Consider the following 18,764-nt stretch of genomic DNA (forward strand, 5'->3'; position numbering starts at 1 on the left):
GTTTGAAGAGCTGTTGAATCGGTCAGAGACACCCGCTTGTTTCGGAGGCTACTGATGGTCACGCAGAATCCGTTCGTGCAGTACGGCAAAGAGATCTGGTGGATGATCCTGATCCGCGGAATCTTCGGCGTGATCTTCGGAATCATCGCGCTCGTGTGGCCGGGAATTACCCTGGTGGCCTTGGTTTTCCTGTTCGGTATCTACTCCATCGCCGACGGTTTGATCACGATAGTTCGCGCCATTCGGGACCGCGAGCATCTGAGCTCGTGGGGTTGGTGGGTGTTCACGGGCGTCGTCTCGGTCGGAGCCGGCATCGTCGCGCTGGTCTGGCCGGGCATCACTGCGCTGGTGCTGCTGTACATAATTGCCTTCTACGCCATCATGTTCGGAATCTTCGGAATTGTCGGCGCCTTCAAGATGAAGGCGCTGCCCGGATCCAGTTGGGGATGGTTGCTCGCCGCATCGGTGCTTGCTGTCATCTTCGGCATCATTCTTCTCATCGCGCCCGGCGAAGGCATCATCAGCCTCATCTGGTTGTTGGGTTGGTACGCAATCCTGTTCGGCCTCTTCATGATCGTGGGAGCATTCCAGATCAGGAGCCGGGCAAAGGAAGCCGGTGTTCTCTAAGCCGGTGTTCTCTAAGAAGGGAAAGCCGGCCGTCGAGGCTCCCACTCCGATCCCCACGCTGTCCGGTAGTGAGAACTGGTCGATCCCGCGCGGTTTGATCGTCCTGCTCGGTATTGCCGCCACCGTGGTCGCCGTCGGCGGAATGAAGGTGTTCGGCGGCATCCTCGGACCGGTATTCCTGGCCCTGGTGCTGACGATTGCCGTTCAGCCCATTCAGGATTGGTCACAGCGCCGAGGGTGGCCCAAGTGGGTCGGGATGTTGGGCTCACTGGTCACCGTGTACCTGATTCTGCTCGGGTTGGCGGCGTCGTTGATCGTGTCGACGGCTCAGTTGGCGACGATCCTGCCGCAGTACTCCGAGGAGATGACCAACCTCCTCAACGAGGGCCGCGACAAGTTGGCCGACTTCGGAGTGAGCACCGAACAGATCCAAAGCACCCTCAGCAGTGTCGATCTCACGAAGGTTGTGGGCGTCCTCGAAAGCGGACTGGAGGGCCTGCTCGGCATCCTGTCGGATCTGGTGTTCATTCTCGCGTTGTTGCTGTTCATGGCCTTCGACGGCATGAGCATCCGCTCGCGGTTGCATGTGTTGTCCGAGCAACGTCCCGAAATCTCCTACGCGCTCTCCACCTTTGCCACCGGAACTCGCAAATACCTGGTGGTCTCGACGGTCTTCGGTCTCATCGTGGCGGTACTCGACGGTGGCGCGCTGTGGCTCATGGGCATTCAGCTGCCCGTCCTGTGGGCGTTGCTGTCCTTCATCACCAACTACATCCCCAACATCGGGTTCGTCATCGGCGTGATTCCACCGGCGCTCCTGGGACTGTTGCAGGGCGGGCCGTGGCTGATGCTGTGGGTGATCGTCGTCTACTCCGTCATCAACTTCGTGATCCAGTCCATCATCCAACCCAAGTTCGTCGGCGACGCCGTCGGACTGTCGGTGACGATGACGTTCCTCTCACTTGTCTTCTGGTCGTGGGTTCTCGGGGCGCTCGGAGCGCTGTTGGCGATCCCGCTCTCGTTGTTGGTGAAGGCCGTCCTGCTCGACATCGACCCAGCCACGCGCTGGGCCGACATCCTGATCAGTGGCCCTCGGGACATGCCGAAGGAGGAACCAGAGGAGTCTGAGAAGCCGGCCACGCCCGCAGGCTAGGGCTCTCAGTGTTTCTACAAGTTGTTGCTTTATCGTCTCGCCCATGAGCGCCGAGAACACCACAGAAAACTCCCATCGCCGGCCGTCACGACTCGGTCGACGGCTGGCAGTCGGTGGTGTGGCCGCGATCGTCGCGGCTGCGGTGGCGGGGATCGGGTTCGTGATCTTCGCGGGCGGTGCCGACACCTCGAACACCGTCGCGATCGTGAACGCCGACGCGGGAACCACGCTCGACGGCAAGGAACTTCGGGCCGGCGACACGCTGGTGGACACGTTGGGCAAGAACGAAGACTTCGACTTCCAGGTGGTCGACAACCCCGGCGGGAACTACTTCGCGACGTTGACCGTGCCGGAGGACTTCAGCGAAACCGTCGCGTCGATGTTCGGCATGGATCCACGGCAGGCGAGCGTCGACCTCGAGGTGAAGGGCTCGGATTCGGAGAAGTCGGCCGAGTTGACTCGGGCCGTATCGGCGCAGGTCGGCGCGGACGGCATCAAGGGCCTGCTGGCTCAGACGTCGGCCGCCAGACGCTCGATCGATCAAAACCTCACCACCGCACAGATTCTGGTCGCCGGAACCAACGAGGCCGGAAAGTCCATCGATCAGGTGAAAGCAGGCGCAGGCACTCTGCTGCCGTACCTCGAGACCGCACGGTCCGGGGCGTTGGAGCTGATGAGCGTCGCGGATCAGGTGTCCGGTGTTGTCGATCAGGCGTCGGGGTCGGCGGAAGAGCTGGCCACGCGCGCGGACTCACTGGGCCTGACGCTTGGGGAGGCGTCGACCTCGACCGCGGAACTGAAGACACGAATCGACGCGCTGCAGACTGCGCTGAACGGCCTTCCGATCCCGCCTGACGTGACAGCGCAACTGGCCGGTGTGAGTTCGGATCTCGGTGCGCTGAATGCGCAACTGGGCACCGTTCCGGCGCTGTTGGGTGGCTCGGTCGGGCCCGATACGGAGCTCGGTGATCTAGTCCGCACCGCTGTCGGGCAGCTGCAAGGCGCGAGCGATCAACTGAGCAGTGCTGCCGGACAATTGAACGACGGCCTCATTCCCATCGCTGATCAGGCGCCGCAGATGCTCGGTGACGTGACCGATCAGATCACCCAGGGATTCACGACGCTGCAAGGAATCGCCAAGTCACTGGTCACGGGCCTCGACGGCGCAAAATCCGGTATCCCCGCGATGACCACCCCGCAGCAGGTTCAGCTGACCTCGGTGCTGTCGGATCCGGTGGCCGTGAATCAGACCACCGCGAGCAGCGGTGACTCCGGAACTCGCACACTGGCATTGGTCTTCGGAGCCACGACGGTCCTGCTCGGTGGTGCTCTGCTGACACGAACGGCGGCGCCCCTGGTGAGGCGCCGCCGTTCGCAAGAAGAGCGTGACTAGACGATCAGACCTGCGGTCTGGGTACGTGCACGGTCGAAGCGAGCCGAAACGTCGTTCCAGTTGACGATGTTCCAGAATGCCTTGACGTAGTCGCCCTTGACGTTCTGGTAGTCGAGGTAGAAAGCGTGCTCCCACATGTCGAGGAGCAGCAGCGGCGTGAGGCCGATGGAGATGTTGCCCTGCTGATCGTAGAGCTGGACGATGATCAGACGCTGTCCGATCGAGTCCCACGCGAGGATGGACCAGCCGGAGCCCTGGATGGCGTTGGCGTTCGCGGAGAAGTGAGCGCGGAAGAGATCGAACGAACCGAAGTTGTCGTCGATCGCTGCGGCGAGTTCACCTTCGGGCTTGTCGCCACCGTCAGCGCTGAGGTTGTTCCAGAAAACGGTGTGGTTGGTGTGGCCACCGAGGTGGAACGCCAGGTTCTTCTCGAGCAGGTTGGCCTGCGCTGCGATGGTGTCGTTCTCACGAGCCTCGGCCAGCTTCTCGAGTGCAGCGTTGGCACCGGCAACGTAAGCCGCGTGGTGCTTGTCGTGATGCAGCTCCATGATCTTGCCCGAGATGTGCGGCTCGAGGGCTGCGTAGTCGTCGGGGAGTTCCGGCAGCGTGTAAACAGACACGAGGGTCCCTTCTTTGCGGGCTGGTGAGCCCTGGTGCTTTAGAGTGCGTCGATCACCGGTCACGGCGTGACGTCACTCGCGTATGTGCAAATCATTCTTCGGGTTTCCACCCAATAACATTCGTACACCGTCCGCAACAGTCCGGCTCAGGTAGTAATCACCAAAGAATAAAGTTTGGGACACCGAACTTGCCCCGATCTAAGGGTAAGCTAATATGCGCAAATTCGTCGTAAAGGTGAACGGAACCTTAAACTTGCGCGATGCCCGCACCAGTTTTCCTCCCGGAATCACCAGAGGCGGCCGCGCCTCGGGTGAATCTTCCGGGCGCTGACCTGCTGCGAGCCCTGGCGGTTGCCGCCGTGATCTACTCCCACATCTCTTTCTACGTCATCGACGATCTCGGCTCGGGTTGGTGGGTGATCGACGTCGTCTACGGCGTTTTGATCGAGCCTGCCGAACTCAACCAGCACCTCTCTTTTGTCGGCGTCGCAGTATTCATGATGCTTACCGGTGCTCTGGTGACGCGATCCGCGATTCGCGACGGCCCCGGAAAGTTCTTGACCAACCGATTCAGTCGACTGCTGCCCGCATTCTGGGTGGCGACCGCGATTGCCATTCTTCTGGTCCGCCTCGGAATCAACGGAATGTTCAGCGGTCAGGAAGGTATTTCCGATACCGAAGCGTTGATGAGCTTTTTTCTCGGCGGATTCTTTCTCAAGCCCGAGGTAGCAGTTCTGGGAGTGACCTGGACACTCACCGTTCAATTCCTCTTTTATCTCGCATGTGTAGCGGCTCGCCCGATACTGCGGCTGCGACCGATCGTCATGCCGCTCGCCGGTGGTGCGCTGTGCTCGCTGGTGCTGCTCTACAACGTCTACGCGCCGCTGCCGTACACCGTGCCGATGCTGTCCAAGATCGCCGCGACGCTGCCGGCCGTCTTCCTCGGCCAGATCATGTACCTCGCGTGGGCGAAGCTCGCTCCCGGCCGCTGGCTGATCGCGGCCGTCCTCGTCCAGATGCACGTCATCATCGTGGCGACCCAGTTCCGCGTCTACTGGGCCGGTGAGCACTATCTGTGGACCATTTCGGTAGTCGCCGCAGCGGTAGTTCTCATCGGCCGCTACGACGGCGTCCCGACGCGCTGGCCGGTCGTGAAGTGGCTCTCGACGCGTAGTTACGTCATCTATCTCGTGCACACCCTGATCCTGTACCGCGTCGTCGAGAACACTGTTTTGTACGTCGGACCGACCCTGGCGTTTGCGCTCTTCCTTCTGGCCACGGCCGCGGTAGCAGAAATCGGCTACCGGTGGGTGGAGCTGCCCGGCGCCCGGGCGATCACGGCGTGGCGAAACACTCGCTCGCGCGTAGCATCGAAGCATGAGCTGGTACGACGACATTCTGGGACGAGCGTCCGCAAAATCCACGCTGATCGCGCCTGAGGACGCACTCCCGGGCCGAGAGCAGAAAATGCCGGTTCCGACCGCGCACTACGTCAACGGGCATCCGCTGACGCCGCCGTTTCCGGCCGAACTGCAGACGGTCGTCGTAGGGATGGGTTGTTTCTGGGGCGCCGAGAAGGAGTTCTGGCAGCTTCCCGGCGTGTACACGACCGCTGCGGGTTATGCGGGCGGCTTCACGCCCAACCCGACGTACGAAGAGACGTGCTCCGGACGTACGGGTCACACCGAAGTCGTGCTGGTGGTCTTCGATCCCGCAGTGATCTCCTACGAGCAGATCCTGGCGCACTTCTGGGAGAACCACGATCCGACGCAGGGGATGCGTCAGGGTAACGACCAGGGCTCGCAGTACCGTTCGGCGATCTTCACGACGTCCGCGGAGCAGGAAGAAATCGCTCATGCGTCGGCCGTCGCTTTCGGTGAACGGCTTGCCGAAGCCGGATATGGAGCGATCACCACCGAAATCGGCCCGCTGCGCGACTTCTTCTACGCGGAGGATTACCACCAGCAGTATCTGGCGAAGAATCCCGGCGGTTACTGCCCGGTGCATGCCACGGGCGTCAGTTGCCCGGTCGGATTGCTCCGTCAGGATCAGGTTCCGGCGCAGACGGACATCCTTCCGCCGAGCGAATAACTGGACAGGTGTTGGAGGACACATGTGATTCAGCTCGTTAACACTTGCAACTAGATCGAAACAAAGGGAATCTCGATGTAAGAGTGTGTCGTCGAGAGAACTGAGCTCACAATGTCAGGTAGTACGCGAGGAACTGCGTCGCTGCTCCGACGCACCATTCATGTAGGCCACGATCCGATGGTTCGCCGCAGTGATCGGATCGAAGGGTTCATGTCCTTCGGTCTGATCATTTTCGCGATTCTTCTGCTGCCTCTCGCGGTATGGGCAGGGGCTGCGACTGCTTCGAGCCAGAACGCACTGATCGCCAAACAATCCGCCGAATTACACAGTATTTCGGCGACGACGACAGCAGATTCGACGCAGACCACCGCCTCGACAGCCGATTACATTGCGCCGACCACCGAAATGGCCAGCGCGCAGTGGAACTGGAACGGCCAGGTTCATACGGGTGATGTCACTGTCGACTCGGCGACGCCCGCGGGCACCGAGGTCCCCATCTACGTCAATGATCAGGGCGACAAGACCGTAGCTCCGATCACTCAGAGCGCTGCCGACGTCGCAGCCGTGGTGACCGGGGTTTTCACCTGGTTCAGCGTGATGTCGTTGCTGGTCATCGCTTTCATGCTGGTGCGCGTCTTTCTCGACCGTTCCCGCTCGGCCCAGTGGGACCGAGACCTACGCGCGTTCCTCGACGCGAACGCGCTGTAGATCCCGGCCCATTCTTTACTGCAGTTGGGGCATGACCTCGCTTGCGACGAGTTCGAGATGATCCAGATCGGCGAGATCGAGAGTCTGCAGATACACGCGCTGTGAACCGGCCTCGGCGAAAGTGCCGATCTTGTCGACCAGCTCCGAAGGTGTTCCGGCCAGACCGTTCTCACGTAGCTCGTCGACGTCGCGTCCGATAGCCTCGGCGCGCTTCTTGATCTCCGCCTCGTCGCGGCCGCAGCACAGGACGAGAGCGTTGGAGTACACCAATTCGTTCGGATCGCGCTCGTGCTCGACGCAAGCCTGACGAACCCGCGCAAAGATGTCCTTCGTTTCCTCGAGGGACTTGAACGGGATGTTGAACTCGTTTGCGAACCGAGCGGCGAGCGCTGGAGTCTTCTTCTTGCCCGTGCCACCGATCAGGATCGGCGGACCGTCGACCTGGTGCGGTTTGGGAAGCGCGGGAGAGTTCTTGATCTGCACGTGCTTACCGTCGTAGTCGAACGTGTCGCCGACCGTCGTACGCCACAGACCGGTCACGACGTCGAGAGTTTCCTCGAGCAATTCGAAGCGATCCTTGAGCGCCGGAAACGGGATGCCGTACGCCTGGTGCTCTTCCTCGTACCAGCCGGCACCGATGCCGAGGTCTACGCGGCCACCACTCATCTGATCGACCTGTGCGACCGAGATGGCCAGCGGTCCGGCGTGACGGAACGTAGCCGACGTCACCAGAGTGCCGAGGCGGATGGTGGATGTTTCGCGGGCGATTCCGGCGAGCGTGATCCATGCGTCGGTGGGTCCGGGAAGGCCGTCGGAATTCATGGCGAGATAGTGGTCCGAGCGGAAAAATGCGCCGTAGCCAAGTTTTTCGGCGGTCTGGGCACCAGTCAGTAGTTGTTCGTAGGTAGCGCCCTGCTGGGGTTCGGTGAATATACGCAGCTCCATGACTTCCACTCTGCCACTATTTTGCGGAGGTCGGGACGACGGCACCGACTTGTCCGGCGCCGAAACACAGGGTCGGTCCCGGTGTTGTCGGCGTGATCTTCACACTGTTTCCGTGGCCGACCAGGCGCACGAACACCGAGTGCAAACCTTGGGTGACGGGTACGGATACTGCGTCGCCGGACTCCAACGCAACATCGATCGTTCCGTCGGCGCTGGCGAGGTAATTGAGCTGAACCGTCCATTCCCAGCCGGCCAGGGGGCCGTCGAGGGGGAGCTCGGTCGGGCCTTCGGCACGGGTGCCGCAGTTCGGCGCCGTTCCTTCGGGAATCCTTCTCGTCCAGGTCACTTCGGCATCGACGATCTGACCGCTGTCGTCGATGGTGCGCAGAATCGGAGTGCTGGAAGAGAATTCGGGGCGATCAGGCAGCGGCGCGAGAACGTTGCTTGCCAAATTGTTCGGAAAGGCGACGGGAAGGAGCACTTCGATCGCGACGGGTTGCTCGAGCAGTGGAGCATCCTGATTCTGTGACAACGACATTCGCGCGTTCGCGAGGTAGTCGCGGGTCGGGTTCTCGCGCCAGATGTCGACGAACGTGACGGTCGAGACGAGCGAACTGATCACGAAGAGCACTGACAGGCCGGCGGCGACTGCGACGGGCAAACGGGCCGGACGTCGCCGAGGCGCAGCGAGAATAAGAGCGGCGGCGAGGGCGAACACCGTCGCCGAATCCGTGAAGTAACGCAAGGTCTGCGCCAACTCGTAAGTGGTGTCGGCGTCGGATCGGGTAGCGGTCATCGCCACCACGGAGGCCAGGAAGTACAGCGCCGCGGCAGCCCAGATCCAGGCAGCGCCGCGTCGGGCACGCACTGTCATCACGGCCGTCGTCAGCAGCGCGACCCAGGCTGCGACCACCAAAAGCGTCGGCGGATCGGCCCAGGCGGGGCTGGGGATCCACCGCTCCCAGCGCCAGGGGCCGCCGAGAAGAGTGGGAAGCATCCCCAAAGACGTTCCGTGATGCAGCAGTTCGGTGGACATCGAACGGCCGTATCCGGTGATCGGAGATTCGACAGTTGTCAGATACACCGGAATCCAGATCGCGAGCACGGCGGCGCAGGCCGTCCACAGGCGTCGGCACTTCGTGACCGCACTTCGTATCGGCGTTCCTTCACCTTGTGTGCGCAAGTACAGCACCAGAAAAGCGAGTGCCACGAACGGAACGAGCACTGCTTTCTCGAAGAACAGCAAGGAGACGACAAAAACCGCGGTGCCCGAGAACACGTAGCGCACCTGCCCGGTGCGGTACAGCTTGATCGCGTCGCCGCATGCCCAGGCCAGCGCGATCTGGAGCGGCAAAGCATTGAGCGCGGCTGCCCACCACGAGAACGCCGGAAGTGTCAGCGGGACGAACAGATACAGGATCAACGGAATCAACAGTGCCGGTCGCCGGCCGAGGACCAACCGAAGAGTGCGCAGAAGCGCCAACGACGCGGCGGCCTGACCGATGACGAGCAGTGCCGCCGACAGCGCCCAGTTGTACGGCGCGATACGGGCGATCAACCCGGTGAAGAAGAAGGCCGCGGGCATGAAGTGACCGTCGTGGTCGTAGAGCAGGAGTTCGCTCGAGAAGAGTGGGAAGCGTCCTCCGCGGCCCATCAGGATGAGGTCGTCCCAGTAGAAGTAATTGCTCGCGGCAACCCAGATGCGAATGACGAGCTGACATCCGATCAACACGAACGCGAGCTGCGTGACCCGTCTCGGGGTGAACGTCAGAGTTGGCTCGGGCTGTGGAGAAGTCATCGACGGTCATGCTTCCAGGTGTGTCAAAAACCGACTTCTCATAAAAAGGGGATACCGGTCTTTTCTGTCTTTTCGGGAGCATTTTCTGAATGGATTGTGAACTTTGCCGGGATAAATGACGTCGACGCCCGAAAGTTCACTGACCTGCGGTGTCAAATTCATCCTCGAGCCTGTGCATCGTTCGCTAACACCTGTCAGCAAATTCTCAGGGTCTTGCCCGTGACCTGTGGATAAAGCCCGATTCATTCATCCAGAACTGTGGATGAACCTGTGGAAACTGTGGATAACTCGAGTTTTTAAGTGGCGGAGGTCACATTATTCGAACAATGCAGGTGAACGCGGTGGAGGTTCGATCACAAATCGGGAGTGAATCCATTTGCTGCCGTTACCGATACGGCGTGACAGAATCGAAGTTGTGAGTGTCGTTCAGGTCTGCGCCCGGTGCGCCGCACGCTGGCCTGTCGTCGGCGGCCCGACGCAGTGGTGCCCGCGCTGCAGCGGCGTCCTGCTGATCCCCACCCGCACCGAGATCTACCAACCGCCCAACCGCCGTGGCTTCCGCTGGATCGCGCGCTCCCCGTCCGACCCCCGCGGCGTGGGGGACGCACCAGTGCGTCGTAGCTTCTCCACTCCGCGCTACGACGCTGTCCCGCAGTGGGGACTCCAGGACGTCGTCGATACCTCACCGGTGCCGCCCTCGCGAGCGGACCGGATGGCCGACCGAGTCGGGCCGTTGCTGACGCTCGCAACGATCCTCTACGGACTGGCGGTGTTCGCCGAACTGGGCAGATACGCGATCCTGGTCCGCAACCGCACCAGGCTGATCCCGCAGCCGCTGCTCACGGTCTCCGACGCCGCCGTGTACTTCACTCAGTTGGGTGGACTGCTGATCTCGGTCTTCGCGGCAATCGCCGCTGTGTGCTGGCTGCTTCGTCGGCGTCGTGAACACTTCGCAGGTGCCCGGGAATCCGATCCACGCACAGCGTCGGAAGTTGTCGTCGGCTGCGCTGTGCCGATCCTCAACCTGGTGATGCCGGCCGTTTATCTCTTCGAGTTGGTCCGCCGCGATCCGCGCGGAACCCTGCTGGTCAAGATCTGGTGGGGCTTCTGGGCATTCAGCGCTCTGCTGCTGGTGGTCAACGCGTACTGGCGATCACGCCCGGGGATTCAGGCAATGGCCGACGGGGTTCTGCTGAACGCTTTCATCGCACTGATCGCTGCCGTCACCGCGGCGTTGACGCTCGTCGTGATCCGCCGGATCGAGCGCAAGAGCTGGCGCGGTGAACCGGAATCGGAAACCCGCTGGGTGCCAGTGCCGCGCTCGGTGCTGGAAGAAAAGACGGTGCTGGAAGAGAAGACGGTGCTGGACGAGAAGGAGACCGCTGCCCTGTGAGCCCAGATCGTCGAGGTCCACTCGTCGTTGCGCACCGAGGTGCGTCGGCTGCGCGGCCGGAGCACACCCTCGCCGCCTACGAACTGGCCCTCGAGGAGGGTGCCGACGGGCTCGAATGCGACGTCCGGCTCACCCGCGACGGACACCTGGTCTGCGTTCACGACCGCAAGGTCGACCGCACCTCCAGCGGGACGGGGATCGTCAGCGAGATGACGCTCGATTCGCTGACCGCTCTGGACTACGGGTCGACGAGCGAACCGGCCGAACTGCTGACTCTCTCCGATCTCATCACCCTCGCTCTGGATTTTGCGCGCCCGGTGAAGCTGTTCATCGAGACCAAGCACCCCGTGAGGTTCGGCGGATTGGTCGAAGCCAAACTCCTGGCGGAACTGCACCGCTTCGGGATCGCGTCGCCGCCGTCGGCCGATCACTCGCGGGCAGTGGTCATGTCTTTCTCGGCGAGTGCGGTCTGGCGAGTGCGTCGTTCGGCACCGCTGCTGCCGACGGTCCTGCTCGGTGACGCGTCGCGGTACCTCGGCGGCGGTGCGTCGACGGCTGTGGGCGCTACGGCGATCGGGCCGTCGATCAAGGCTCTGCGCGAACATCCCGATCTGGTCGATCGGGCCGCTGCTGCGGGTCGCGCGACGTACTGCTGGACCGTCGACGACAAGGCGGATGTGGACCTGTGTCGTGAGCTCGGGGTCAGTTGGGTTGCCACCAACCATCCCGGGCGCACGAAGCAATGGCTGGGCAGCGTGTAGATTTTGCCCTCGTGGCCAAGAAGAGCAAAAGAAACAGTGGACCGAAGCAGGGCAGCGCACGCGCAGAGAAGCTGGCGGCACGCCAAGCAGAGCGTGAAGCCGCTGCCGGCGTAGTCAGCCGCCCGTTCGAGGGCCTTGCCGCCGAGTGCGATCTGGTTGCGCTGCGCGAATTCGTTCCGTCCGCCACGGCTCCGTTGCCGGTCATCGGCTCCGACCGTCCCGTCACGTTGGCAACGGTCCTCCCCGGCGCTGTTGCCGCACTCGTCCGCGACGAGGGCGAGACGGCCACAGGATTTGTCGGTGTCCAGGTTCAGGCGCACTCGGCCGACCTCGGCGCAGACCTCGCCGCTTCGGTGAACTGGATCAAGGACGCGGCCCCCGGCGACGCGCTTTCTGCCGCGAACCCCGATTCCGAGACCCCCGCAGTCACCGCTGTCGTCGATCCCTCGGCACTGCTCGACATCACCGTGCACCAGAACTTCAACTGGTGGATCCCCGAGGGCGTCGAAACCGATCCCGAGGTTGCCGCCACCGTGCAGCACGCCAACTCGGCGATCATGCCCTCTGCACGCCTCGAAGGCGACGGCCTCGTTGCCGCGTGGTGGGTCGACGCCGGCGAGAAGGCGCACCTGCGTTGGGTTCGTCCCGAGAGCGAAGACGACCTGATGCTCGCGCTGGCGCGCGTGCACGCGACCGGTGGACTGCATCTGGGTGAGGGCTCGCGCTACGCAGGCTCGTTCCGCACCCACGGCCTGTTGGTTCCCGTCTTCGACCTCGACCGCGAAAAGCATGCAAACGAGTGGGTAGCGGCAACCGTCGAGCTCGGTGAGCGTCTTGCCGAGGCTCTGGCCGTCGATGCTCCGCTGACCTCGGCCGAGCTTCGCTCGCGCGACGGACTTCGTGGTCGTCAGGTCACGCTGCGCTGATTTTTTCGCCCGAACTATAGGCGTTACGCGAAGTTACGGTTAATGTTGGTGACATGACCTTGTCGCATGACATCTCCGGTAGTGGTCCCACGCTTGTGCTCGTCCATGGCATCGTCCATCGACGGCAGGCGTGGGATTCGCTTTTGGACCAGCTGACGCCGTACCGCCGCGTCGTCACCGTCGACCTGCCGGGTCACGGAGAGTCGCTGCTGCCCGAACTCGGTCCGGACGTCATGGGACAGCTGATCGACGATGTCAGTGAGTTCGTCAAGGAAGTGACGCCGGCGGGGGAGCGTGCCCACGTCGCGGGAAACTCCCTCGGCGGCTGGATTGCCCTCTCGCTGGCAGCGCGCGGAGATGTCGCGTCGGCGACAGCTCTTTCGCCGGCCGGGTTCTTTGTCAATCACCTCGATCAGGTGCGAGCGATCAACACGTTCCGTGCACTGCGCGGCACGGCCAAGCTCATGGGTGACGGATTGCCACGCGCATTGCGGTACAAGCTGATTCGCTATCCGGCGCTCGCCGCGTTCTTCGCTCACCCGAGTCATGTCGGTTATGCAGCGGCGTTGGCCGACTGCCGTTCGCTCGTGTCGAACGAACTCGTCGATCTCGGTCTAGAGATGGACTTCGTGCTGCCGCCCATCGTGGATCCCACTGTGCCGGTGACGGTTGCGTGGGGTCGACGCGATCTCATCCTGCCCGTGTATCAGGCGCAGCGCGTGAAAAAGCCGTTCCCGCAGGCAAAGTTGATGGTTCTGCCCGGTCTGGGGCACGTACCGATGACAGATGCCCCCGAGCTGATCAGTTCGATCCTGCTGGCAGGAAGCGAACCGTTCGGCTCGAGGGCAAAATCCGTGAGTGCTGCAGGCTAGATGGTTCCGCCGGCTGCGCTCGGTGCACCGGTGGTGTCACCGACGGTGCTCATCTCGCGGGACACGAAGTCTTCGAGGTCGAACAGGTTGGCGCCTGCGCGGTCCGCGATGGTGAGAAGTGTTGTCATGCTTGCAACTTCCTCGACCTGCTCCTTGAGGAACCACTGCATGAACTGCTCGCCGAGGTAGTCGCCTTCTTCGCGGGCAGTGCTCGCGAGCTGGACGATCTGCTCGGTGACCGTCTTCTCCTGCGTCAGCGCGAGAGCGATGGGCTCGCGGGCATCCTTGAAGTCGGCCTTCGCGGCGTCGACGCCGGTGAGTTCGACATTGATGTCGCGATCGAGGAAATACTGAACGATCATCATGGCGTGGTTACGCTCTTCCACAGCCTGCTTGTAGAAGTGCTTTGCCAGCTGTGGCAGATCCGCATTGTCGAAGTAAACCGCTGTCGCGATGTACTGATGCGAAGCGTTGAACTCGTTGCGAATCTGGTCTCGGAGTAGTGCGTGGAATTTGGTCATGTGAGTCTCCCCAGAAGTCATGAATTCCAAGATAGTGCAGGTCAGAGGCCCTGTCATCCCAGTATGACCTTATTGTGGTAAGCGTTCCCAAACTAAAGAAGGCCTAATTTTTCTTCGAATTCGGTGAGGTTATCGAGCCCGGTGAATTCGAATGTTTCATTTAGGAATGTCCATTTCACCAGGCGAGTTCCGCGCATTTACCGTCGCTTCCCTGTAGTTCCACCTGTACGGTGGCGTGCCCCAGTTCGAATACCTCGGCAAGCAAGGTTCGGGTTGCTGCGAGCACCGTTGTGGGATCGGCGTCACTGACCGCGGTGACGTGAACGGAAGCAACTTCCATCCCCGAGGTGAGTGTCCAGACGTGCAGATCGTGCGCGTCGACGACTCCCGGCAGAGCGTTGATCTTCTCGATGATCGAGGTGACGTCGATGCGGTCGGGAGCCTGCTGGAGGAGGATGCGAACGGCGTGGCGGCCCAGGTTGAAGGCACGTGGCAAGACGAAGAGGCCGATCGCGACGCCGATGACGGGGTCGGCGTAGCGCCAACCGAACGCGAGCGTGACCAAGCCGCTGACCAGGACGCCGATGGACCCGACCATGTCCGCCATGACTTCGAGGTAGGCGCCGCGGATGTTGATGCTTTCCTTCGCGCCGCTGCGCAGCATGAGGAAGGCGATGACGTTCATCGCCAGACCGACGACGGCGACTGTCGCGACGGGAAGGCCGGGAACCTCGGGCGGATCCGTGAAGCGGCTGGCGGCCTCGTAAAGCACCCACCCGGCGACTGCGAAGAGCAGGATCGCATTGGCCAGTGCCGCAAACACTTCCGTGCGGTACATGCCGAAAGTACGGTCGGGGCGCCGGGCGGCACGCTGTGCGACGAGGATCGCGGCGAGCGCCATGAAGATGCCGAAGATGTCTGTGAACACGTGCGCCGAGTCCGAGAGCAGGGCCAGTGACGAGGTGAAGAGGCCGACCGTCACCTGCAGCACGAAGGTCACCAACCCGAGGCCGGCGGCGATCCACAGTTTGTTGACATGCTTGCCGCTGTTGCTGGTCGCAGCCTCGGCGGGGGAGATTCCGTGCCCGTGTCCGTGTGACATCGAAGGTCCTTTCGTCGACGCCAGCCTAGACACATATGCATATATGCGCAATAGTGCATGTCTTAAAAACTATGCAACATAGTTGTAAGGTGGCGGCGTAGACCTTCATTTGTCATCGACGCGAGGACCGAGAAGTGGGAAGACATCGAAAATCCGAGCCGATCAGACCCGGCGGGCGCATGGCCGCGGTTTCCGTGGCGACGGGTGCAATCCTCGCGTCCGGCAGTTCCATCGGGCACGCGTCGCCGCCGTCGGTCGTAGTCGAGGATGCATCTGCGGTGTCGGCGCCGGAGATCCTCGACCTTGTCCGGTCGACGGATCTTGCCGGAATAGCCGAACAACTCGGCAAGACGCGACAACTCGAATCCGAGCGAGCGGCGCTGGTGTACGAGGCCGAAAAGCCACAGGTGATGGCCCCCGTCAGCGGGACGATGACGTCCAACTTCGGTCCACGGTGGGGAACCACCCACTACGGTCTCGACATCGCGAACGCGATCGGAACGCCCATCGTGTCGGCGACCGACGGTGTTGTGCTCGAATCCGGTCCCGCCGCGGGATTCGGGCTCTGGGTCCGCATCCAGCAGGACGACGGGACCGTCGGCGTCTACGGACACATCAACGAGGCGCTCGTGGTTGCGGGTCAGAAGGTGCGGGCGGGTGAGCTGATCGCGACCGTGGGCAATCGTGGACAATCGACAGGACCACACCTGCACTACGAGGTGTGGCAACCTGACGGACAGAAGACCGATCCGCTCGCGTACCTGAATTCCCGGGGCGTGTCGTTCGGGGAGATGACCACGGGCGACTGAAGTTCTGTCACGACGCGATGGAGGAGCAATGCAGGGGCTTGGCGGACTCGAAGCCGAGGTCATGGATGTGCTCTGGCAGTCCGACGACGCGCTCTCGGTCAAGGATCTGGTCGAGACCCTGGGTGAGCGTCGACAACTTGCGTACACCACCATCCTGACCGTCGTGACGCATCTCTTCGACAAGGGCTGGGTGAGTCGTGAGAAGAAGAGTCGCGCCTACTTCTATCGGCCGAGTCGCAGCCGTGAAGAGGCCACATCCAGAGCACTGCGCGAATTGTTGGACAGCAGTTCCGATTCCGCTGCCGTGCTGTTGCACTTCGCCAAGACCATGACAGATGCCGAGAACGAGGCCCTGCGCCGGGGTCTTTCCGGGGAAGGTGTGCAATGACATTGGCGTTGCCGATGTTTCTCGGTGCGATGCTCGTGGGATTCCTGGTTCCGAGAGTGTTGCGAGCCGTTTCCTCGGCGTTGTCACCGGCGGTGCTGCTCGCGGCGTGGCTCGGCAGCATGGCGTCGGCGTTGTATCTCGCTCTCTCCGCGGTCTTGGTTCTGGTGTGGCCGAGCCACGCGCCGGTCGAGGGGCTGGTCGACGGTATCGCTCGGTGTTTCAGCGCCTTCGCGCACGGCACGAGTTCATGGGTGGGTGAACTGATCACCGGCACAGCCGTTGCTGTGGTGGGTGTGATCGCCGTTCGGATCGTGCTGGCCGGCCGCAAGCAGGCACGTGAGCACGCGAGGGTCCGAGATTTCCATCGTGATGTTCTCTCGATCGTCGCGCGCCGCGACAACTCGGAGTCCGACGTGTTGTGGCTGGATCATCCGCTGCCTATGGCGTACAGCGTCGCCGGAAAGCCTGGATTTGTTGTTGCGACGCAAGGCTTGTCATCCGCTCTCAGTGGAGGCGAGCGGGATGCTGTCCTCGCGCACGAGCGTGCACACCTGAGCGGCGGTCATCACCGAATTGTCGGTGCGTGCGAAGTCTTGGCCGCTGTTCTTCCGCGAGTGCCGTTGTTCGCGGCGGCACCCGCTGCCGTCGGCGCGATCGTCGAACTGTCGGCGGACAGACACGCCGCTCGCGTCACCAGCCCGGCTGCGGTGCGTTCCGCCCTTGCCGTGGTGTCGAAATCGCCGCTTCCTCAGCCGGACTGGAGCTTGAGCGATCGCGGCAGCGCGACCGCGGTGCGATTGAGTTCCCTGGTCGACGGCGACGTGGCGTCGCCTCGGCGACTGACCTGCGCGGTGGCGGCCTGTGTGCCGGCCGCTGTCACGACGGCCGCAGCCGTGACGGTGGCCGTCTCCGCGGGGATCTGCGCTGTTCTGACCTGATCATTCTCCCAAGGCCGAATCGATCTGGGCTTTCAACTGCTCGTAGCTCGGCATCTGGTCCAGCTTCACGTCGTTGAGGAACAGCGTCGGAGTACCTTGGACGCCGAGGCGTCGGCCTTCTTCGAAGTCGCGCTCGACCCGCTCGCGGACGCCGCGGCTGCCGAGGTCGGATTCGAATCGGGCCATGTCAAGTCCGAGATCTTGTGCGTAGGAACGGAACAGCGCCTCCTGTGATTCGGCGGATTCACCCCATTGCGACTGCGTCTCGTACATTCGCTCGTACATCTCGACGAATTTGCCCTGGCGAGATGCGGATTCGACGACCTGCGCCGCGAGAGTGCTGTTGGTGTGACTCGGAATCGGAAAGTATCTGATGCCGAACGTGATTCGATCCTCGTACTCCGCTCTGATCCGCTCCATCGTCGGGTTCAGTGCGAGGCAGGCTTCGCATTCGAAGTCGAGGAATTCGACCAGGTTCACCTTGCCATCGGCGGCCGAGGTCAATCGGTACGCGTCGTCGGTGAGGACGGCGGTGGATTGTGCTGCCCGATCGGCGTTCTCGTTGTCTGCCCGAATCGGATCGACGGTGATGAACGTGATCAGTGCTACCGCGAACACCGCGATCAGGGCGGCGGATATCTTCATGCTTCTGGACACTGCTGTGCACCTGTACCTTCCGTCGAATTCCTAAATACTATCCAACATAGTAGTTAGGTGTAGAGTCGACGGTACCCGCATGGAGACGAAGGAGGACCCGCCGGTGAAGCGTTCGTGAATGACGCGCCGCCGCCGTCGATCGGGCAGATGCTGGAGTGGGATACCTCATCCCTCCCGCTTCTTCCTGCCCTGGGAGTTGTTCTTGCACTCTGGTATTGGACTGGCGCTCAGCGAGTTCGCGCGAGTGGGCGACCATGGCCGTGGTATCGGACAGCGTGTTTCCTCGGTGGGTGCCTGCTGCTGATCGCGGTGACCGGACTGAAGGTCGAGAGCTACGGCTACGAACTCTTCAGCGTCTGGATGTTCCAACACCTGACGCTCTCGATGGCGATCCCGCCGCTCTGGGTACTGGGCTCGCCGGGACTGCTGCTACTACGTTCGACGCCGCACCGAGGAATAGGAAAAGGCATTCTCGCGCTTGCCCTCTCGGCATTGCGCAGCCCGCCGGCGCGGTGGATGCTGCACCCCGGGTTCACGATCCCGGTATTTCTGTTCAGCTACTACGGGATCTACCTGTCGCCGATCTTCGACACCGTCTCGGCGTTACCGGCTGGACACGTCTTTCTCGAGATCTTCTTTCTCGCCAGCGGTCTGCTCTTCATCATGCCGGTGCTCGCCACCGGCCCACTGCCGGTGCGACAGAGCTACCTCGGCCGGTGTTTCGACTTGTTCGTGGAGATGCCGCTGCACGTGTTCATCGGCGTCGTACTCATGATGGCGACAAAGCCGCTGCTGACCACGTTCGTGGATCCGCCTCCGGAGTGGGGCGTGGACGTGATGCAGGATCAGCAGCTGGCGGGCGCCCTCGCGTGGTCGTACGGAGAGCCCGTCGCTCTGGTGGTGGTCGTGATCTTCGCGATGCGCTGGAACCGCGACGACAAACGGATGAATGCCGACCTGGACCGCCGCGCCGAGATCGACGGCGACAGTGATCTTGAGGCGTACAACAATTTCCTCAGATCACTGAACGCCGCCGAGCGGCCTGAGACTCGGTAGGCCGGT

General features: G+C 62.3%; 20 protein-coding genes. 14 read left to right on the forward strand and 6 right to left on the reverse strand.

The window, feature by feature from the left end:
- The first annotated feature begins 54 nt into the window (after window positions 1-54).
- Genes RhoBH5_RS22910 through RhoBH5_RS22920 form a run of 3 tightly spaced genes read left to right on the forward strand, consistent with a single transcriptional unit; the run spans window position 55 to window position 3,173 of the window.
- Window positions 55-627, forward strand: a complete 573-nt coding sequence (locus RhoBH5_RS22910; protein WP_042453221.1) for an HdeD family acid-resistance protein — start codon at window positions 55-57, stop codon at window positions 625-627.
- A 4-nt stretch (window positions 628-631) separates the two neighbouring features.
- Window positions 632-1,780, forward strand: a complete 1,149-nt coding sequence (locus RhoBH5_RS22915; RefSeq protein WP_270008828.1) for an AI-2E family transporter — start codon at window positions 632-634, stop codon at window positions 1,778-1,780.
- A gap of 43 nt (window positions 1,781-1,823) precedes the next feature.
- Window positions 1,824-3,173, forward strand: coding sequence for a hypothetical protein (locus tag RhoBH5_RS22920; protein ID WP_270008829.1), 1,350 nt, complete (start codon window positions 1,824-1,826; stop codon window positions 3,171-3,173).
- Here RhoBH5_RS22920 and RhoBH5_RS22925 read toward each other — a convergent pair.
- Window positions 3,170-3,793: a superoxide dismutase gene (locus RhoBH5_RS22925; RefSeq protein ID WP_270008830.1), complete on the reverse strand. Its 624-nt coding sequence runs from the start codon at window positions 3,791-3,793 to the stop codon at window positions 3,170-3,172. The two genes, RhoBH5_RS22920 and RhoBH5_RS22925, sit on opposite strands and share 4 nt — an antisense overlap.
- Before the next feature lie 260 nt (window positions 3,794-4,053).
- Here RhoBH5_RS22925 and RhoBH5_RS22930 point away from each other — a divergent pair, with 260 nt between their 5' ends.
- The 3 genes from RhoBH5_RS22930 (at window position 4,054) to RhoBH5_RS22940 (ending at window position 6,592) form a co-directional block, all read left to right on the forward strand.
- On the forward strand, window positions 4,054-5,232 hold the full coding sequence (locus RhoBH5_RS22930; RefSeq protein WP_270008831.1) for an acyltransferase family protein: 1,179 nt from the start codon (window positions 4,054-4,056) through the stop codon (window positions 5,230-5,232).
- Entirely contained in the window at window positions 5,171-5,884 is a 714-nt protein-coding gene (gene msrA / locus RhoBH5_RS22935; protein WP_020905733.1) for a peptide-methionine (S)-S-oxide reductase MsrA, read from the forward strand. Before RhoBH5_RS22930 ends, msrA begins: the two co-directional genes overlap by 62 nt.
- A gap of 111 nt (window positions 5,885-5,995) precedes the next feature.
- The gene (locus RhoBH5_RS22940) at window positions 5,996-6,592 is read left to right on the forward strand and encodes an Rv1733c family protein (protein ID WP_223304488.1); all 597 of its coding nucleotides are present in this window, start codon (window positions 5,996-5,998) and stop codon (window positions 6,590-6,592) included.
- Window positions 6,593-6,607: 15 nt separating this feature from the next.
- Here RhoBH5_RS22940 and RhoBH5_RS22945 read toward each other — a convergent pair whose 3' ends face one another.
- Both RhoBH5_RS22945 and RhoBH5_RS22950 read right to left on the reverse strand, forming a co-directional pair.
- Window positions 6,608-7,537, reverse strand: coding sequence for an LLM class F420-dependent oxidoreductase (locus RhoBH5_RS22945; RefSeq protein ID WP_270008832.1), 930 nt, complete (start codon window positions 7,535-7,537; stop codon window positions 6,608-6,610).
- A 16-nt stretch (window positions 7,538-7,553) separates the two neighbouring features.
- Window positions 7,554-9,335 carry a hypothetical protein gene (locus RhoBH5_RS22950; protein ID WP_270008833.1) on the reverse strand — a complete coding sequence of 594 codons (1,782 nt, stop codon included), beginning with the start codon at window positions 9,333-9,335 and terminating at the stop codon, window positions 7,554-7,556.
- A 415-nt stretch (window positions 9,336-9,750) separates the two neighbouring features.
- On the opposite strand from RhoBH5_RS22950, the gene RhoBH5_RS22955 reads away from it, so the two are divergent.
- Genes RhoBH5_RS22955 through RhoBH5_RS22970 form a run of 4 tightly spaced genes read left to right on the forward strand, consistent with a single transcriptional unit; the run spans window position 9,751 to window position 13,287 of the window.
- Entirely contained in the window at window positions 9,751-10,728 is a 978-nt protein-coding gene (locus RhoBH5_RS22955) for a DUF4328 domain-containing protein (RefSeq protein WP_064688001.1), read from the forward strand.
- On the forward strand, window positions 10,725-11,489 hold the full coding sequence (locus RhoBH5_RS22960; protein ID WP_042920594.1) for a glycerophosphodiester phosphodiesterase: 765 nt from the start codon (window positions 10,725-10,727) through the stop codon (window positions 11,487-11,489). The genes RhoBH5_RS22955 and RhoBH5_RS22960 overlap by 4 nt, the downstream gene beginning before the upstream one ends.
- Window positions 11,490-11,500: 11 nt before the next feature.
- Window positions 11,501-12,415, forward strand: a complete 915-nt coding sequence (locus RhoBH5_RS22965) for a DUF5926 family protein (protein ID WP_003944127.1) — start codon at window positions 11,501-11,503, stop codon at window positions 12,413-12,415.
- A 53-nt stretch (window positions 12,416-12,468) separates the two neighbouring features.
- Complete coding sequence (locus tag RhoBH5_RS22970) at window positions 12,469-13,287, forward strand: alpha/beta fold hydrolase (protein WP_003944129.1); 819 nt, start codon at window positions 12,469-12,471, stop codon at window positions 13,285-13,287.
- Here the strand turns inward: RhoBH5_RS22970 and RhoBH5_RS22975 are convergent.
- Both RhoBH5_RS22975 and RhoBH5_RS22980 read right to left on the reverse strand, forming a co-directional pair.
- Window positions 13,284-13,829, reverse strand: coding sequence for a ferritin (locus tag RhoBH5_RS22975; protein WP_030535839.1), 546 nt, complete (start codon window positions 13,827-13,829; stop codon window positions 13,284-13,286). The two genes, RhoBH5_RS22970 and RhoBH5_RS22975, sit on opposite strands and share 4 nt — an antisense overlap.
- Before the next feature lie 154 nt (window positions 13,830-13,983).
- A complete protein-coding gene (locus tag RhoBH5_RS22980) occupies window positions 13,984-14,910 on the reverse strand; it encodes a cation diffusion facilitator family transporter (protein ID WP_007735998.1) in 927 nt (308 codons plus the stop codon).
- 179 nt (window positions 14,911-15,089) lie between these two features.
- Here RhoBH5_RS22980 and RhoBH5_RS22985 point away from each other — a divergent pair, with 179 nt between their 5' ends.
- From RhoBH5_RS22985 to RhoBH5_RS22995, 3 genes are read left to right on the forward strand one after another with little or no spacing between them, the layout of a single operon-like run.
- Entirely contained in the window at window positions 15,090-15,719 is a 630-nt protein-coding gene (locus tag RhoBH5_RS22985; RefSeq protein ID WP_054188667.1) for a M23 family metallopeptidase, read from the forward strand.
- Window positions 15,720-15,747: 28 nt separating this feature from the next.
- Entirely contained in the window at window positions 15,748-16,107 is a 360-nt protein-coding gene (locus RhoBH5_RS22990; RefSeq protein ID WP_030535838.1) for a BlaI/MecI/CopY family transcriptional regulator, read from the forward strand.
- Window positions 16,104-17,045, forward strand: a complete 942-nt coding sequence (locus RhoBH5_RS22995) for a M56 family metallopeptidase (RefSeq protein ID WP_270008834.1) — start codon at window positions 16,104-16,106, stop codon at window positions 17,043-17,045. Before RhoBH5_RS22990 ends, RhoBH5_RS22995 begins: the two co-directional genes overlap by 4 nt.
- Here the strand turns inward: RhoBH5_RS22995 and RhoBH5_RS23000 are convergent, their stop codons facing one another.
- The gene (locus RhoBH5_RS23000) at window positions 17,046-17,690 is read right to left on the reverse strand and encodes a DsbA family protein (RefSeq protein WP_221742505.1); all 645 of its coding nucleotides are present in this window, start codon (window positions 17,688-17,690) and stop codon (window positions 17,046-17,048) included.
- 126 nt (window positions 17,691-17,816) lie between these two features.
- Here RhoBH5_RS23000 and RhoBH5_RS23005 point away from each other — a divergent pair, with 126 nt between their 5' ends.
- Window positions 17,817-18,758 (forward strand): cytochrome c oxidase assembly protein, encoded by a 942-nt coding sequence (locus RhoBH5_RS23005; RefSeq protein WP_042453191.1) that lies wholly within the window; start codon window positions 17,817-17,819, stop codon window positions 18,756-18,758.
- Window positions 18,759-18,764 lie beyond the last annotated feature (6 nt).

The organism is Rhodococcus sp. BH5 (genome assembly GCF_027583855.1).
Taxonomy (GTDB): domain Bacteria; phylum Actinomycetota; class Actinomycetes; order Mycobacteriales; family Mycobacteriaceae; genus Rhodococcus_F; species Rhodococcus_F qingshengii.